Source organism: Planctomycetia bacterium (assembly GCA_015200345.1).
Taxonomy (GTDB): Bacteria; Planctomycetota; Phycisphaerae; order UBA1845; family UTPLA1; genus PLA3.
This window is the reverse complement of sequence record CP054187.1, coordinates 1,778,455-1,795,936: the sequence shown is the minus strand read 5'-3', so window position 1 is coordinate 1,795,936 and position 17,482 is coordinate 1,778,455. Positions and strand designations below refer to the sequence as shown.

13 protein-coding genes and 1 tRNA gene are annotated in these 17,482 nt (G+C 64.1%); 9 read left to right on the top strand and 5 right to left on the bottom strand.

Annotated features, from left to right (window positions below):
* Window positions 1-190: 190 nt before the first annotated feature.
* From HRU71_07380 to HRU71_07365, 4 genes are all read left to right on the top strand, one after another.
* Window positions 191-3,253 carry a phosphoribosylformylglycinamidine synthase gene (locus HRU71_07380; GenBank protein QOJ03320.1) on the top strand — a complete coding sequence of 1,021 codons (3,063 nt, stop codon included), beginning with the start codon at window positions 191-193 and terminating at the stop codon, window positions 3,251-3,253.
* A gap of 16 nt (window positions 3,254-3,269) precedes the next feature.
* Window positions 3,270-4,481, top strand: a complete 1,212-nt coding sequence (locus HRU71_07375) for a hypothetical protein (protein QOJ03319.1) — start codon at window positions 3,270-3,272, stop codon at window positions 4,479-4,481.
* A 285-nt stretch (window positions 4,482-4,766) separates the two neighbouring features.
* Window positions 4,767-6,125 carry a glycosyltransferase gene (locus HRU71_07370; protein QOJ03318.1) on the top strand — a complete coding sequence of 453 codons (1,359 nt, stop codon included), beginning with the start codon at window positions 4,767-4,769 and terminating at the stop codon, window positions 6,123-6,125.
* A gap of 14 nt (window positions 6,126-6,139) precedes the next feature.
* Window positions 6,140-7,312: a polysaccharide deacetylase family protein gene (locus HRU71_07365; GenBank protein QOJ03317.1), complete on the top strand. Its 1,173-nt coding sequence runs from the start codon at window positions 6,140-6,142 to the stop codon at window positions 7,310-7,312.
* Window positions 7,313-7,371: 59 nt separating this feature from the next.
* Here HRU71_07365 and HRU71_07360 read toward each other — a convergent pair whose 3' ends face one another.
* Both HRU71_07360 and scpB read right to left on the bottom strand, forming a co-directional pair.
* On the bottom strand, window positions 7,372-8,556 hold the full coding sequence (locus tag HRU71_07360; GenBank protein ID QOJ03316.1) for a hypothetical protein: 1,185 nt from the start codon (window positions 8,554-8,556) through the stop codon (window positions 7,372-7,374).
* Between the two features lie 13 nt (window positions 8,557-8,569).
* Window positions 8,570-9,367, bottom strand: coding sequence for an SMC-Scp complex subunit ScpB (gene scpB / locus HRU71_07355; GenBank protein QOJ03315.1), 798 nt, complete (start codon window positions 9,365-9,367; stop codon window positions 8,570-8,572).
* Between the two features lie 184 nt (window positions 9,368-9,551).
* On the opposite strand from scpB, the gene HRU71_07350 reads away from it, so the two are divergent.
* Both HRU71_07350 and HRU71_07345 read left to right on the top strand, forming a co-directional pair.
* A complete protein-coding gene (locus tag HRU71_07350; protein ID QOJ03314.1) occupies window positions 9,552-10,394 on the top strand; it encodes a glutamate racemase in 843 nt (280 codons plus the stop codon).
* Between the two features lie 73 nt (window positions 10,395-10,467).
* Window positions 10,468-11,199 carry a HEAT repeat domain-containing protein gene (locus tag HRU71_07345; GenBank protein QOJ03313.1) on the top strand — a complete coding sequence of 244 codons (732 nt, stop codon included), beginning with the start codon at window positions 10,468-10,470 and terminating at the stop codon, window positions 11,197-11,199.
* A 14-nt stretch (window positions 11,200-11,213) separates the two neighbouring features.
* On the opposite strand, the gene HRU71_07340 is transcribed toward HRU71_07345, so the two are convergent.
* The 3 genes from HRU71_07340 to HRU71_07330 all read right to left on the bottom strand — a co-directional run bounded on the left by HRU71_07340 (window position 11,214) and on the right by HRU71_07330 (window position 13,032).
* The gene (locus HRU71_07340) at window positions 11,214-12,221 is read right to left on the bottom strand and encodes a preprotein translocase subunit TatC (GenBank protein ID QOJ03312.1); all 1,008 of its coding nucleotides are present in this window, start codon (window positions 12,219-12,221) and stop codon (window positions 11,214-11,216) included.
* Window positions 12,222-12,279: 58 nt separating this feature from the next.
* Window positions 12,280-12,352, bottom strand: a tRNA-Val gene (locus HRU71_07335).
* A gap of 200 nt (window positions 12,353-12,552) precedes the next feature.
* The gene (locus tag HRU71_07330; GenBank protein ID QOJ03311.1) at window positions 12,553-13,032 is read right to left on the bottom strand and encodes an acetolactate synthase; all 480 of its coding nucleotides are present in this window, start codon (window positions 13,030-13,032) and stop codon (window positions 12,553-12,555) included.
* Between the two features lie 107 nt (window positions 13,033-13,139).
* Between HRU71_07330 and trpB the strand changes: the two genes are divergently transcribed.
* The 3 genes from trpB (at window position 13,140) to HRU71_07315 (ending at window position 17,431) form a co-directional block, all read left to right on the top strand.
* Window positions 13,140-14,354 carry a tryptophan synthase subunit beta gene (gene trpB / locus HRU71_07325; GenBank protein QOJ03310.1) on the top strand — a complete coding sequence of 405 codons (1,215 nt, stop codon included), beginning with the start codon at window positions 13,140-13,142 and terminating at the stop codon, window positions 14,352-14,354.
* 101 nt (window positions 14,355-14,455) lie between these two features.
* The gene (locus HRU71_07320; protein QOJ03309.1) at window positions 14,456-15,271 is read left to right on the top strand and encodes a tryptophan synthase subunit alpha; all 816 of its coding nucleotides are present in this window, start codon (window positions 14,456-14,458) and stop codon (window positions 15,269-15,271) included.
* A gap of 123 nt (window positions 15,272-15,394) precedes the next feature.
* Window positions 15,395-17,431 (top strand): S9 family peptidase, encoded by a 2,037-nt coding sequence (locus HRU71_07315; GenBank protein QOJ03308.1) that lies wholly within the window; start codon window positions 15,395-15,397, stop codon window positions 17,429-17,431.
* The last annotated feature ends 51 nt before the right edge of the window (window positions 17,432-17,482 follow it).

Sequence of the window (17,482 nt, the reverse complement as noted above, 5' to 3'; positions counted from 1 at the left end):
GCCGATCTAAGATCATCGACAAGAAATATTTGACGCAGCGGTTATATGACATTAACGTCTTGGAGTCCTGCGGAAGCCTTGGCAGTACTAATGTTAGTGTTGACATTGGTTTACGACTGCCCGGCGCAGCCCTGAACTACCGCTCAATTTTATGGGACTTTGGAGAATCGAGGTTTCGAACCGCCCCGGTATGCAAGATCCCGTCGGGAAGTCCACGGTCCAGACCCTTCACGGGTTTGGCATCCGATCTGTTCGAGATGTCCACGTTTCCAGCCTTTATCTCGTGTCGCTGGCGGGGTCGATCCCCGACTCACGGCAACTGGCGCGCCGGATCGCAACGGAACTGCTCTCGGATCGCGTCAGCCAAGAGTTTTCCATCCGAGGAGAGGGCCAAAAAGTAGACGACCCGCCGGAAGGAGTGGCCATCGAGGTATTCCCGCGTCCGGGTGTCATGGACCCGGTCGCGCAATCGACCCTCGCGGCGATTCGAGCGATGGGCATTGCATGTGATAACGTTCGGACCGGGCGGCGCTACGTACTATCACCCATTCCGGGCGACACGGAGAAGGCGAGAATCCCCCCCCTGCTGGCGAATGAGTGCATCGAGGAGGCGGTCTGGGGAGCGCGGGAGATCGTGCCGCCGCCGACGCCGCCGAAGTATGAATTTCGGTTGCGCACCGTGCCGATCACGGAATGCAGCGATGAGGCGTTGGAATCGCTAAGCCGGCGCGGTCATTTGTTTTTGTCGCTCGACGAGATGCGGGCGGTGCAGGCGTACTACCGCGCGCAGGGGCGCGAGCCGACCGATCTCGAGTTGGAGACGATCGCGCAGACGTGGTCGGAGCATTGCGTCCACAAGACGCTTAAGTCGGCATTTGAGTACCACGGGGCAGCGATGCCTCCGGCATCGGTTGAGTTGTCCGTTCTGACGGCCGCGCGGGCTGAAGCCCGCGGCTCCTTGAAGTCGTCCACCAATGACGAACCGGTCATCCGCTACGACAACCTGCTGAAAGATACGATTGCCCGGGCGACGGATGAACTGATGCGCGCCGGTCGGGGGCCGACGTGCCTGTCGGTTTTCCAGGACAACGCCGGCGTGATCGCGTTCGACGACCGGCACGGCATCGCCTTCAAAGTTGAGACACACAATCATCCGTCGGCCATCGAACCATACGGCGGAGCGGCGACAGGCGTCGGCGGCGTGATTCGCGACGTGCTCGGCTGCGGACTGGGGGCGCGGCCGCTTGCGAATACAGATGTCTTCTGCGTCGCGCCGCCCGACTGGCCGGTCGACGGCGTGCCGGGCGGCGTGATTCATCCACGAAGCGTGTTGCGCGGCGTGGTGGCGGGGGTGCGCGACTATGGCAATCGCATGGGCATCCCGACGGTGAACGGGGCGGTGCAGGTCGATCCGCGGTACCTGGGCAATCCGCTCGTTTACTGCGGGTGCCTTGGATTGATTCCGCGCGATCGGATCGATAAGCGTGTGCGGCCGGGCGATCGGATTGTGCTGCTCGGCGGGCGGACGGGTCGCGACGGCATCCACGGCGCGACGTTCTCCAGCGCCGAGATGTCGCACACGCACGAGGATGAGTTCGCGCACGCCGTGCAGATCGGCAACGCGATCGAAGAGAAGAAAGTGCTCGATGTCGTTCTGGCGGCGCGCGACTGGGTGGGACTGGACGGCGCGCGGACGTGCCTGTTCTCTGCGATCACCGATTGCGGCGCGGGGGGGTTGTCGTCGGCGATCGGCGAGATGGCGGCGGAGACGGGCGCGGTTGTACGGCTGGAGCGCGTGCCGCTGAAGTACGCCGGGCTTCGCTACGACGAAATCTGGATCTCCGAAGCGCAGGAGCGGATGGTGCTGGCCGCGCCGGCCGATCGCGTGGAGACGCTGCTGGCGCTGTGCCGCAGCGAGGACGTGGAGGCGACGATCATCGGCGAGTTCACCGACACGGGTCGGCTGGTCGTGACCTACGACGGAGCGCCGGTAGGTGACGTTGATTTGGCATTTCTGCACGAGGGCCTGCCGCGGAAGACGCTGCGGGCGGAATGGACTCCGGAACAAGATTCAACCAGCGAGCAACCCGGTGCACCAAGCCGACGGGTTGCAATTCGTCGGCTTCAAACGCCATCGAGTGAGTCAGACGCGTCTTCGCGGATTGATCGCCTGCTTTCGGCGCTGGGCAACCCGACGACGGCGTCGAAACACTGGATCATCCGCCAGTACGATCACGAAGTGCAGGGTCGCAGCGCCGTGAAGCCGCTCGTCGGCCGGTACGACGGTCCCTCGGACGGCGCGGTGCTTCGACCGCTGCTCGATTCCTATCGTGGAGTGGCGCTGGGCTGCGGTCTCGCGCCGGAGCTGGCCGACGTGGATCCGTACCTCATGGCGTGGGCGGCGATCGACGAAGCGCTTCGCAACGTGGTCTGCGTCGGCGGCGATCCGTCGCAGACGGCGATCCTCGACAATTTCTGCTGGCCGCGCGTGGACGACGCGCGAAACCTCGGAGCACTGGTTCGCGCCTGCCAGGCGTGTCACGATGCGGCGCTGGCGTACGGTGTGCCGTTCATCAGCGGGAAAGATTCGCTCAACAACGAGTTTTCGCTGCGCTTCGAGGATGCCCGCAAACTCGAAGCGCTGATGGCCCAGCGATGGCCGGGCGTGCCCGTATCGAAGCTGACCGAGGGGCGACTGGCCATTCCGTACACGCTGCTGATTTCCGCGGTGTCGATCGTGCCCGACGTGCGGCGGTGCGTGACGGCATCGCTCAAGCCGCACACTGCGCCGACGTCGCTCGTGGTCTGCACGACCACGGCGGAGGATTGGCACGCCGCGCGATTCCAGCCGCTGGTCGCGTTGCACCGCGCGGTGGCCGACGTCATCGGCTCGGGGGGGGTGCTCGCGGCGCACGATGTCAGCGATGGCGGCCTCGCGGTAGCGGTCGCCGAGATGGCGATGGCGAATGGAATCGGTTGCGACATCGACGGCGATGCACTGGCCGCACTGGGCGATCCGTTCGCGCCGCGTCCGGGAACATACGTTTTGCAAGTCGCATCGGTGGATGCGATGCAAGCGCTGTCGCGCGTCGACGGACTGATCGTGCGCATCGTGGCGCGCGTGCCCGCGACGAGGGATGCCGCCTCCGCGCCGCGCGGTGAATTGCGGTGGTTGAATGCGAGCGGGGCGGTGATTGAATCCGCCACGTTGGACGACCTGCGCAACGCGTGGCGCAAGCCTCTGGACTGGTGATTCGCGCGTCACATCCATGCCACTATCACGTCACTCTCTGCTTGTTGCGGCGACCCTGCTCGTTCTCGTGCCGGGCGGCGCGGGCTGTGACCGGTCGCGCCGAGCGCCGATCCTGCCGCGAAGCGGTACTGCGACGCAGCCGGCGACCCTGTCGCCGATGACGCCGCTGGCGGAGTACGACGGGCGCATCGAGCATCTTCTCATTCACAGCAAGGACGGCCTTGTCGCGCAGGCATCGAAGCCTGTGTACGACCTGCTCGGGGCGCTGCGCGACGGCACGCGCGTGACGTTCGCCTGTGACAGCGAGGCCGCCCAGCGCGAGACGCTCGGTCGCATGAAGCAATACGGCTACGACCGGCGGCTGCGGATCGAGACGCGCCGGGTGGCCGGTCCGATCTCGGTGTGGCCGCGCGATCGCTTCCTGTTCGGCACTGTGCGGGATGCGGGCAGCGCGTATCCGGTGTGTCTGATTCCGTCGATCGCCGGTCTGGCGAACGAACCGAGCCGATTGAATGAACGCGCCGGCGCCGCGGCGTTGCTGGAGGGGATGGTTTCCCAACTACGAATCGCACCGACGGATCTGGTGCTGGAAGGGGGCAACGTGCTGGCATCGACCGATCGCGTCTTCATCGGGGCCAACGTGCTCACGGAGAACTCACCGCCGACCGGTGATGGCCCAGCGCGCGAGTGGTTGCAGCGGACGTTCTCGCCGCCGGTGACGCTCGTGAGCGACGACGCGGGCCACGTGCCGTTTGTGCATCTCGATATGTACGTCACGGTGTTTGACGCCCGGCATGTTCTGGTCGCCAGTCCGGCGCTGGGTGCGGAAGCGATGAAAGGCGCCGACGATGACTCGCGGCGCGAGCTTGCGGCGAGACTCATGGGGCATGAGGCTGACGTTTCAACGCCGCGGCAGGAGCGTTTCGACGAGGTTGCCCGCCGACTGGCCGACGAGGGATTCACCGTGACACGATTGCCGTACGCCGAATGCCTCAACGGCGACTTCATCGTGACGTACAACAACGTGCTTCAGGAGACGGTGGACGGGCGGCGCGTGGTGTACCTGCCGACGTGGCGCATCCCCGCGCTTGACGCCGCCGCGCGCCGGGCGTATGAGGTGCTAGGCGCGAAGGTCCGTGCCGTCGACGTCGCGCCGATCGCGCATCTCAACGGCGCGGTCCGCTGCATGGCCAACGTCATTGAGCGCCGGCCGGATGCTCAACCTTGAGGCGCCTATTGACGTGCGCTCCCCGCTTCCGGCCGGTTTTCGCGTTAAACATGCGGCATTGCGACGCTTGACAGCGCCCCGCCGCACCCCGATACTCTGAACAATCCACAGGCCGATCCGGCCGGGTTGGAGATCGCCGCCACAGCGTACCGGATGGACCCATCGCGACGCGCCGCGCCGTCTCGCGCCGCGTTCGATTGCGCGGGCTACCATTCGGTGAGTTGACATGAAAGCGGTGAGCCGCGCGTACACGTCAGTCCCAGGCAGTCGGGCAAGCAGGATATCATGAACATCTTCATGCTGGGATGGGAGTTTCCACCGTTCATCAGCGGCGGTCTGGGCACCGCCTGCTACGGCCTGACCAAGGGCTTGAGCGAGCTGGGCCACCGCGTGGTGTTCGTGCTGCCGCAGCCGGTTACGAGCGCCGCTGCCACGCATGTGCATCTCAAGACGCCGACTTCGCAACAGTTGCAGCAATACACCGCTTACCGCCTCAAGGAGTTCGAGAACGTCGAGTTCCGCGCGATTCCGTCCATGTTGCAGCCCTACGGTCGGCCTGCGGAATATGTCACGCATCTGGAATCGAACATTTCGCGCGGGCAGACGGTAGAGGCGGAGACGGTCGCCACGCAGGCCGATGCGTCTGGCGGCGGAACAAACGTGAGCACGAGCGGCCGGGCGATCATCCCGATGGAGTGCGGTCCGGCGGGGCATTACGGCGGCGACATGTTCGCCGAAGTGGAGCGGTTCGCGCTGATCGCCGTGGCCCTCGCGCGGGGCGAGCATTTCGACGTGATTCACGCGCACGACTGGATGACCTATCCGGCGGGGATGGCGGTGGCCGCCGCGACGGGCAAGCCGCTGGTGGTTCACGTTCACTCGACGGAGTTCGACCGCAGCGGCGAGCACGTCAATCAGCGCATTTACGACATTGAGCGGGCCGGTGTGCACAACGCCGACCGCGTTATCGCGGTCAGCCATTTGACGCGCAATATCCTGTTGCATCGGTATTCCGCTCCGGCCGCGCGCGTCGAAGTCGTGTACAACGCCATCGACAACAACGGCAACGGCCAGGCGATCGAGCTGCCGCCCAACATCCGCAAGGATGAGAAGATCGTCCTGTTCCTCGGGCGGATCACGATGCAGAAGGGGCCGGAATATTTCCTCGCCGCGGCGAAGAAAGTGCTCGAGCACGAGAAGAACGTGCGCTTCGTGATGGCCGGCTCGGGCGACATGGCTCGCCGGTCGATTGAGATGGCGGCGGAGTTGGGCATCGGGCACAAGGTGGTGTTCACGGGTTTTCTGCGCGGCGACGACGTGGCGCGCGTTTTCAAGATGGCGGACTTGTACGTCATGCCGAGCGTGAGCGAACCATTCGGCATCGCGCCGCTGGAGGCGCTCTCGCATGACGTGCCCGTGCTGATCTCCAAGCAGTCGGGCGTCTCGGAGGTTCTCACGCACGTTCTGAAGGTGGACTTCTGGGACATCCACGAAATGGCGAACAAGATCATCGCCGTCCTGCGCCACCCGCCGCTTCAGGCGACGCTGCGCGAGCACGGCAGCTTTGAAATTCAGAAACTCACCTGGCGCGATTCGGCCGCGGCCGTCGTAAAGGTGTACGGGCAGGCCCTGGCGGCCAGATAAGGCGGACGATTCCGATGGCCTCGGTGTGTTTCTATTTTCAGGTTCACCAGCCTTATCGCCTGCGCCGCTATTCGATTTTCGATCAGGACAGCAATTACTTCGACGACGCCAAGAACGCGGAAATCTGCCGCAAGGTCGCCAACAAGTGCTACATCCCGGCCAATCAGTGCATCTACGATTTGATCAAACTGCACGAAGGGCGCTTTCGCGTCTCGTATTCCCTGACCGGCGTCGTGTTGGATCAATTCGCGGCGTGGTGCCCGCAGGTGATCGACAGTTTCAAGCGCCTGGCCGACACGGGCTGCGTCGAGTTTCTCGCCGAGACCTACTATCACAGCCTGTCGTTCCTTTATTCGCGCACTGAATTTCATGAACAAGTCCGCCTTCAGCAGGAGAAAATCAAGACCCTGTTCGGCCAGACCAGCCGCGTCTTTCGCAACACCGAGCTGATTTACAACAACGAGATCGCCGCGGCCGTCGCCGGCATGGGCTACAAAGCCATCATCGCCGAGGGGGCCGATCATCTGCTGGGCTATCGCTCACCGAATTTTGTGTACTCCGCGCCCAACGCGCCGATTCGCGTGCTGCTGAAGAACTACCGCCTGTCGGACGACATCGCGTTTCGATTCTCCAATCGCGGCTGGGCCGAGTGGCCTCTGACGGCTGACAAGTTCGCCAAATGGGTGAATCAGGTGAACGGCTGCGGCTACACGGTGAACCTGTTCATGGACTACGAAACCCTCGGCGAGCACCAGTGGGCCGAGACGGGCATTTTTGATTTTCTCTATCACCTGCCGGGCGAGGTGATGCGCATCAGCCTCGACAACAACTTCAAGACGCCCAGCGAGGTGATCGACAGCTACGAGCCGGTGGGCGAATTCAACGCGCCGCATCTGATCAGTTGGGCCGACACCGAGCGCGATCTGTCGGCTTGGCTGGGCAACGCCATGCAGTCCAACGCGCTCCAGGAGTGTTACAACCTCGAAGCGGCGGTGAAGGCCAAGGGCGACGAGGCGCTGCTGAACGATTGGCGCCGAGTGCAGACGTCCGACCATTTCTATTACATGTGCACCAAGTACTTCGCCGACGGCGACGTGCACAAGTATTTCAATCCGTACGAATCGCCCTACGACAGCTACATCAATTACATGAACGTGCTGGATCACATCGCATCGCGCGCGAAGTAGGCAGTGATGGGGCCATCGGGGGCGTTCCAGGCGCATACAGGCGTATCCGGATCGCTGATTTATGATAGAAGAAGATCCACAAACGCTGCGACGTCGCGGCCGTCGAGCAGCCCGTCATCGTTGACGTCGGCGCGACACCACTCGGCCCCTGTCGGGTCCATCAGCGTGTTCGCCAGCAGCGGCGCATCGCTCGGCGTCACGGAACCGTCCGCGTTCAGATCGCCGCGCACGCAACTCGGCACGGTCGGCGCAACCGCCACCGCGATTCCCGCCGACATCGTGAGCCCCTCCGCGGCCGGAATGATTTCTCCAAGGTCCAGCGCGTCGCCGTCGCCGTTCAAATCCTCCACGCGATAGATCGTGCCCGGTACATCAACTGCCGCGACATACAAAGCCGTCGCGCCATCGGCAGCGAGGTGCGCCGCCGACGCCATGCCGACGGCATACGTCACGACCTCGCCGGCATCCAGCACATCGTGATCCCGCGTCAGATCGCGCAGCCACACAACATCGCCCGTCGCCGGCCGTGCCAGAAACGACGACCATTCGCCGGGCGCGACCAGCCCGTTGCCAGGTGACATATTCTCGGCATAACTTAGGTTCTCGGAGAAATCAAAAAAATCCCCGTCGCTGTTTCGGTCGCGCAGAATCCGCACCGGCGCCGCCGACAGATTCTGCGCCGCCAGCACGCAGCCATCAGGCCGGACCGCCAGGCTGATCGGGCTGGTCAATCCGTCGCCGACGATCAGCAACTCGCCGAAATCCATCGCGTCGCCGTCGCCGTTGGCATCCTCCAGCCGCAGCAGCCCTCCATTCGCGGAATCGGCGACGTATAGAACGCCGGCAGCTGCGGCCGCCAGAGCGGTAAACGTGGGCGCCGGCGGCCCGCCAGTCCATTCGGCAAACAGCGCAAGTTCGCCTGCATCGAGCGCATCGCCGTCGCCGTTCAGGTCCGCGATGCGCAGCACGATCGGCAGGTCGGTCCGCGCGACGTAAAGCCCATCGGAGGTTGCGACGATGGATCCACCCGCCGCAGGCAATCCGGTGCAGTACGTCAGGCGCTCGCCCGAATCGAGATAGTCATCGTCTTGGTTGAGGTCGGTTAATCGAACGATCTCGCCGGAGCGCGAGACAAACAGAACCGGCGCGGCGGCCAGCGTCGAACAAAGGATCGCATTGAAACTGATCGAAAGGAAGAACGACCTACACCGCCGACGTCGCGCCGCAGGGCGAGAATCCGCCATGCTGACAGGCTCCTTACGCGGCGGTCTCGTCGTCATTGACCACCTTCAGTGTCGGGCCAGTGTCATCCAGTACTGCCTCGGTCGATTCCGCGGATTCGCTCGCAACGCCTTCTCCGGATCGAGCAGGTGAACCAACCGGCTCGCGCGGCGGCGGCGCGGCGGCGGCCCCACCGCGCAGCGCTTCCACCTGCGGGAGTTCTTCCAGCGAGGCCAGACCGAATACCTCGAGAAACCGCTTCGTCGTGCCGTACAGCATCGGGCGGCCCAAGTCCTCGGCGCGGCCGACGATCTTCACGAGGTTCATCTCGCGCAGGCGATTCAGCACGTCGCCCGCCGCGACCCCTCGGATCGACTCCACATCGGCGCGCGTCACCGGTTGCTTGTACGCAACGATCGCCAGCGTCTCCAATGCCGCGGGCGTCAGGCGTGTCTCGTCGCGCGTGCGAAGCAGCTTGGAGAGCCACGCGTTGAACGCCGGCAGCGTCAGCATCTGAAACCCGCCGGCGATTTCGTTAATGCGAAACGACAGCCCCATGTCGGCATAGAGCTGATTCAGCGCCGCGATGTGCCCGCGCACCTCGCGCGCGTCCCCCACGCCGAGAATCTTCGCGATCTTCGCGGCCGGCAGCGGCGAGTCCGTGGCGAACAGAATCGCCTCGACGACCTGACGCGGTTGAATTTCCGGCGCGACGTCGTCCGTCGATTCGTGCGCCGATTCGTTGCGAACGCAGTCCGCTTCATCGAGCGGCGCGGCGTCAGACGGGTCCGGGGATTCAGAGGCGTGATTCATCGTGGCGGTTCCACCATCCATGGCGAAGACTCCCTCTTAAGCGGTGGTGATTGTACGGGCTGAACAGCGGATTCGGCAATCCGCGAAACAATCCGCCGCCGCGAAAACCAGTCATCTTTGTCGTTCCGGGCTGCCGACGATACGATATCGCCGCGATCCAGGGCGGATCGAATCGGGGCGGTGCGACGGCAAGGATGCAGACGGCATGGCGGGTGATCCACGCAGCATCGGCGTTTTCGATTCCGGCATCGGCGGCCTCACGGTCGTTCGTGCGCTGCGCCGCCGCATGCCCAGCGAAGACATCATTTACTTTGGTGACACCGCTCGAGTCCCCTACGGCAACAAGAGCACGCAGACGGTCACCCAGTTCTCACTGGAAATCTGCCATTTCCTGATGGGGTTCGATCCGAAGGTCATCGTCGTCGCCTGCAACACCGCCAGCGCCGTCGCGCTGGGTGAGCTGGCGGCGCAGGTTCCCGTGCCGATTCTCGGCGTCGTCGAGCCGGGCGCGCGGGCCGCGGTCGAAGCGGCCGCCGGCGGCGTCATTGCCGTCATCGCCACCGAGGCGACGATCCACTCCGACGCCTACCGCCGCGCGATCATGCAGATCAATTCCAGCCAGCGCGTAACGCAGAAGGCCTGCCCGCTGTTTGTGCCGCTCGTCGAAGAGGGGCGAAGCTGCGACGATCCGATCACCCTGTTGAGCGTGCGCGATTATCTCACACCGGTCCTTAAGCTCGGCCCGAAAGTCATCGTCCTGGGTTGCACGCATTACCCGCTTCTAAAAAACGCGTTCACGCAGGTCGCTGGGGAGAATGTCCTGCTGGTCGACTCCGGCGAACAGACGGCTCATTCCGTCGCCGAGAAGCTCGCCGCGCGCGACGCCCTGACGGATTCGACGCGCCCCGGTACGCTTTCCTGCTACGTCAGCGACAACCCCCAGCGCTTCAAGGAGCTCGGCCAGCGCTTCTTCGGCCACCCGATCACCGATGTCACGTGGGTCCCGCACGAACAACTTATGGCCAGCCATGCCGCCGCACCGAAATAACCTGGTTGACCGGCTCCGTGCCGCAAAACGCCCGGCGCACCTTCATGGCGCGATGAGCAGGTGGATGCTCGCGATGTACCTCATCGCTGGCATCGTTTGCGGCTGTTCCGGAAAGAACAAGAGTTGGTACCAGCGCAAATCCACAAAGGACTACGTCGATCTGGCGCTCGAATCGCCTAATCCCGACGAGCGCCGGGAAGGTGTGAATGGCCTGTCGAACAGCGCCGACGCCGCGACCGATTGGGCCGTCAAGGTCTTCGACACCATCGCGCGGACCGACCGCAACACCGCCGTGCGCTGCGCGGCCGTCCGCGCGATGCACCGGTCAGCCGGCCCGCGGCACTTGCCGACGCTGCTGAAGATTCTCCGCAGCGCATCGCAACGGTTGGACGATGTGCGGCCGGCCCCGGGTCCGCTCCGTTGGGAGGCCGCGCGATTGCTCACGATCATCGTGGGCGGGCACAGCTATGAGCTGTCGCAGCGCGACGAATTGATCCGCGTGTTGCGCGAACGCGTCGTCACCGATCACGATCGCAACGTGCGCCTCGCGCTGATCGACGCATTGGGATTTTTTCACGATCGCGGCGTGCTGGAGACGCTGATCGCCCTGCTTCGAGAAGAGGACTTTGCCATCACGCGCGCAGCCGAACAGAGCCTGATCGCCCTGACCGGTGTCACGCATCGCCACAACCCCGATGCATGGCGGACGTGGCTGTCGCAGACGACCGATCCGTTCGAACTGGCCGGACGCATTCCTGCCGAGGCCCGCGTCGAGAGCAAGTCCAACTGGAGCTGGGACTGGTGAATCGTTGACGCGCTCTACGTCGTTTCCGCCGCCTGCCGGCGTTCGATCACGCGCCCGACCAGCAGCCCCGCCTCGAACAGCACCAGCATCGGCACGGCCAGCATCAGCATCGTGCCGATGTCCGGCGTCGGCGTGATGACGGCCGACGCGATCAACACGGCCAGCGCGACAAACCGCCGCGCGCTGCGCATTTGCACGGATGTCACAATGCGCAGGGCGATCAGGAACACCACGACGATCGGCACCTGGAACCCCAGCCCGAACGCGAGTGCCAGATTGGTGACAAAACCGAGATACTCCGCCACGCTGAAGAACGGTTGCACGATCTGCTTCGCGCTGGCTTTCTGCATCGGCAGGTAGTACGTCTCGCCGTTGTAATAGACGTTCAGCCGCCGCGTGCGCGGGTCCAGCCAGATCTGGCCTTCGACGGGAGCGGGGGGTTCCACCGTGGCGACTGGGATGTTCATGCGCACGTCGGCGGGCTGCGTCGCCACGATCTCGCCGTCACCGCGCATCCAGGCATACAGCCCCGCGTTGGGATCGGGCAGCGGGAACCAACCGGCGATGGAGATCAGGAACTTGATCAACCCGGACAGCACAACCAGCACGAGAAACGACGCGCCGAGCAGAAACAACCCGATCGACGCCGGTGCGAAGTACGTGACGATCTTCCGCTCGTTCGGATACAGACCCGCCGCGATGAACAGCCAGAGTTGATACAGAATCCACGGCGCCGCCAGAACCAGCCCGAACTCAAGCGAGATCTTGAAATACTCCATGAATGATTCGAGCGGGTTGAGCTGGACCAGCCGCGCCTCCTGCCCGATCTCATTCATCGCGACCATGTACGGCGTCGTCAGGATCGTGATGAGCTTGTCGCCGAAGTGAAAACAAAGCACCGTCGCCGCGACGAGGCCGAAGATGGCCCAGATCAGTCGTTTGCGCAGTTCCTCCAGGTGCTCGCCGAACGACATTCGGACGGCATCGGGGTCGGGGGGTTGCGTATGGGCGGCGTCGCTCACGCGGACAGATTACGGCCGATGTTCGCGCGGGTCCACGGGGAGAGAGGCGACCAATGACTGGGCGATGAGGGACTTGAACCCCCGACCCCCTCGGTGTAAACGAGGTGCTCTGCCAATTGAGCTAATCGCCCGGATGCGGCACGCCCATTCTAACTCACTCTGAAGGCCGGCTCAATTCGAGAATGCAAACTCGAAACTCAAGACTTGGATTGGAAGGCTTCGCGGTTGATCATTCTGTTCTGCGTCCGCGGTGCCCGCTCGCTCGCGCTCGGGGCTGGGTAGACCGTGCCAACCTTTCTACATTCCTCATTCTAAACTCGGCATTCCCGCGTCATCGCGCCGGGCCGTCGCCGAGGTCATCTTCACCCAGCAAGACAAACTTGCGAGACCGAAGCACCGTCACGGCGGTCTCCAGATCCTCGGTGTGAATCGCCAGCGCCGCGCGGCCGGTCGGGCGCACCAGCAGCGGGTAGGCGTAGTCGATGTTCACTTCGCCGGCGATCAGCGCGCCGCAGATCGAGATCAGCCCCTGCCCATGCGGCACCTCCACGACCACCAGCTCCGACACCGACACCGGAAAGTCCCGGCTCTTGAGCAGGTCGATTGCTTTGTCGGCGTCGTCACAAATGATGCGGATGATCGCGCAATCAATCGCGTGCACCACCGACATGCCGACGACCTTTACCTGCGACCCTTCGAAGCAGCGGAACATCCGCAGCAGCGCCCCAACCCGATCCTCGAGAAAGATCGAAAGCTGCCGGACATACGCCGATCCGAACCCGGGAACCGTTCCAAATGGTTGATTGGCCATATCGTTATTCTATCGGCCAACCGGCCGCTGCGAATCGCGCCGAATCAGCGGTTTTGGCGGCCCGACGGTGTCAGCCGTATGATGCCCCGCATTCCCGAAGGTTACCCATGAGCCGAACCCATCCCGAACTCCCGACTTCTCCCGACGCCAGCGGTCGCTTCGGCGATTTTGGCGGGCAATATGTGCCGGAAACGCTCATGGCCGCATTGGCCGAGCTGGACGCCGCCTACGCCGCTGCAAAGATCGACGACGCCTACTGGTCCGAGCTGGATGGCTATCTCCGGGATTACGTCGGCCGTCCCAGCGCGCTGTATTTCGCGCGTCGCCTGACCGAGCACCTCGGCGGCGCGCAGGTCTGGCTCAAGCGCGAAGACCTCAACCACACCGGAGCGCACAAGATCAACAACACGCTCGGTCAGGCCATCCTCGCCCGGCGGATGGGCAAGCGCCGGCTGATCGCCGAGACCGGGGCAGGTCAGCACGGCGTCGCGACGGCCACCGCGGCGGCGGTGTTCGGAATGCCTGCAACCGTCTATATGGGAGCCGAAGACGTGCGGCGCCAGGCACTGAATGTGTATCGCATGCGCCTGCTCGGCGCGCAGGTCGTGCCGGTCGAGTCGGGCCAGCGCACGCTCAAGGATGCGATCAACGAGGCCTTGCGCGACTGGATGGCTTCCGTCGGGGACACGCATTACGTCATCGGCTCGGTCATGGGTCCGCACCCGTTCCCGATGCTCGTGCGCGATCTGCAATCGGTCATTGGACGCGAGGCGCGCGAACAAATGCTTTCGGCGACGGGCCGGCTGCCGACCGCCGTCATCGCGTGCGTCGGCGGCGGCAGCAACGCGGCGGGGATTTTTCACCCGTTCGTTGGCGATGCTGGCGTACGTCTGATCGGCGTCGAGGCGGCCGGCGAGGGTTTGGACCGCCGGCACAGCGCGACGATCGCGCGCGGTCGGCCCGGCGTGCTGCACGGAATGCATACATATGTCTTACAGGACGAGGACGGCCAGACCCAGGCCGTGCATTCCGTGTCCGCGGGGCTGGATTACCCCGGCGTCGGCCCGGAACACGCCTATTGGGCGGCGAGCGGCCGCGTGCGGTACGAATCGGCCACCGACGAAGAAGCCTTGGCCGCGTTCGAGTTGCTAAGCCGGTTGGAGGGCATCCTCCCCGCATTGGAAACGGCGCACGCCGTGGCCCACGTGGTCAACCTCGCGCCCACGATGAGCCGTAATGATACAATAGTCGTGAATCTGTCCGGACGCGGCGACAAGGATTGCGTGGAGGTCGCCCGTCTCCGCGGCACGATGCTGGGCTAAGCGAGCGGAATCGCCGCGAACAATGACATGGCCGCGATTTCGGGCGGCCATGCTTGAATGCGTGAAACGTGTGAAATCTCAAGCGTGAACCGACTGAACCCATGACCTCGCCACCACCGACCAACCGAATCGACCGCCGACTCGTCGAGCAGCCGCCGGGTCTGTGGCCGTTCATTCCCGCCGGGTTCCCCTCGCTCGCCTTCACGGAGCAGCTGCTCACGCGCCTTGCCGCGCTGCCGATCCGCGGCGTCGAACTGGGCATTCCGTTTTCCGATCCGATCGCCGACGGCCCCGTCATTCAACACGCCTTCGCGCACGCCTTAGCAGCCGGTGTCCGACTCGTGGAGATCCTTGCCATGGTGACGCGCGTGCGAAGCGCCTTTCCACATCCCCTCCTCGCAATGGTCTCCGCTTCGATCGTCTACCGTCGCGGCGCGGATCGATTTGTCGAAGAAGCCTCTCACGCCGGTTTCGATGGTCTGATCGTGCCCGATCTGCCGCTGGAGGAGGCGGCCGACCTCGCCGACCGTTGCGCCGCTCAAAATATGCGATTGTCGATGCTCGTCGCACCCACAACGCCGCCCGAGCGCGCCCAACGCATCGCGCGCGCCGCCGGCGGGTTCCTCTACTACGTATCCGTCCAGGGCACCACCGGCGAGCGCGCCGCCCTGCCCACCGACCTCGCCGCGAACGTCACGCGCATCCGCGAGCAATCAGGCCGCCCGGTGCTCATCGGCTTCGGAATCGGGACCGCCGACCAGGTCCACGGAGTCTGCTCGTTTGCCGATGGCGCGATCGTCGGCAGCGCATTGGTCCGCCGCATTCACGAGGCCATGGCCCGCGGTGGCGAATCGGGCGCACTCGCCGCCGCGGTCGATTTCGTGCGGGAACTGGCAGTCGGCGACGGCGGCCCCTGATCTCGCGCGAAAGACGTGGACTGTGGTTTCGTTAACAAACAGTGAATCACTCGGAGTTTCGCAACGTGCCGTTGCGGGTTGCTCCAGCGCAGTGGTTCAATTCAACACACCCAAGGAGCCAAGATGAACACCCGGAGTCATGCTTCCATTGCCGTTGTCGCACTCGCCCTGTTGGCAGGCTGCCAGTCGACGAACCGGTCTTCCGTTCCCATTCCGAAGGATCAAGCCAGCACGCCGCTCATCGCGCGATCCATTCTCTTCGGTAATCCCGAGCGCGCCGCGCCGCAGATCAGCCCCGACGGCGCGCACCTCGCCTGGCTGGCCGACAAGGACGGCGTGCTGAACGTCTGGGTCGCGCCGATCGGCGATCTCGCCGCGGCCAAGCCCGTCACGAACGACACGACGCGCGGCGTCCGCAGTTTCCAGTGGGCCTACGACAATAAGACGATTCTCTATCCGCAGGACAAGGACGGCGACGAGAACTGGCACATCCACGCGACCGATGTCACGACGATGGCCACGCGCGACCTCACGCCCATTGACGGCATTCAGGGACGCATCCTCGCCGTCAGCCATCGCATCCCCGCCGACATCCTCGTGCAGATCAACGACCGAGACAAAAGTCTGCACGACGTCTATCGCGTTCACCTCGCCTCGGGCGAGCGCACGCTCGTGCTCAAGAACGAGGGCTTCGTCTCGTTCGTCGTCGACGACGACTACCACATCCGATTCGGCAGCAAGATGACCCCCGCCGGAGGCATGGACTTTTATCAACTTACTGGTAACGACTGGAGCCTGTTCACCAGTGTTCCCGCTGACGACGCCCTCACGACCAGTCCCATGGGATTCGACAAGTCCGGCCAGACGCTCTACCTGATCGACAGCCGCGGCCGGAACACGTCCGCCGTCGTCGCCCACGACCTCAAGTCCGGCACGCAGAAGGTCATCGCCTCCAGCAGCAAGGCCGACGTCAGCGACGCAATGGTTCACCCGACCGAGAACACCATCCAGGCGGTCACGACCAATTATGACCGCGAGGAGCGGCAGATCCTCGATCCGAGCATCAAGCCCGACATGGATCTGCTCGCCAGGCTGCACCCCGGCGACTTTGATATCAGCTCGCGCACCCTCGACGACCAGCACTGGATTGTCACCTACGTCGTCGATGACGGTCCCGTCCGCTACTACCACTACGACCGCGCCAACCGCAACGCGAAGTTCCTCTTCACCAATCGCTCGAAGCTCGAGAACCTCCCCCTCGCCCCCATGCATCCGGTCGTCATCAAGGCACGCGACGGACTCAACCTTGTCAGTTATCTGACACTTCCCGTCTGGACCGATCAGGACCGCAACGGCCGACCTGATCACGGCCCGGTGCCCATGGTTTTGCTCGTCCACGGCGGTCCGTGGGCGCGTGACACCTGGGGCTACAACGGAACGCACCAGTGGCTAAGCAATCGCGGCTACGCGGTGCTAAGCGTCAACTTCCGATCGTCCACCGGCCTGGGCAAGCAGTTCGTCAACGCCGGCAACAAGGAATGGGCGGCCGCCATGCACAACGACTTGCTCGATGCCGTCGATTGGGCTGTGCGCAAGAACATCGCCGATCGCAACAAGATCGCCATCATGGGCGGCAGCTACGGCGGTTACGCGACGCTGGTCGGGCTGACCTACACCCCCGACCGCTTCGCGTGCGGCGTGGACATTGTCGGCCCATCGAATCTGCTGACGCTGCTCCAGAGCATCCCTGAATACTGGAAGCCGATGATGGACATGTTCACGACGCGCGTCGGCGACCCGCGCACCGAGGAGGGCAAGCTCCTTCTTCGCGAGCGATCGCCGCTCACGTACGCGAACCGCATCCGCAAGCCGCTACTCATCGGCCAGGGCGCCAACGACCCCCGCGTGAAGCAGGCCGAGTCGGACCAGATCGTCAAGGCCATGAAGGAGCAGAAGATTCCGGTCGTGTACGTGCTCTACCCCGACGAGGGCCACGGGTTCGCGCGGCCGCAGAATCGCACGTCGTTCAATGCCGTCACCGAAGCGTTTCTCGCGAAACACCTCGGCGGGCGGTTTGAACCGATCGGCGACGACTTCAAGGGATCGAGCATTCAGATTCCTGAAGGCCGCGACCAGATTCCCGGCCTCCCGCCGGCGTGACGCTCGCGGGAAAACGGACAAGCAAGGCGCATGAAAAAGCCCGCGGAGCGT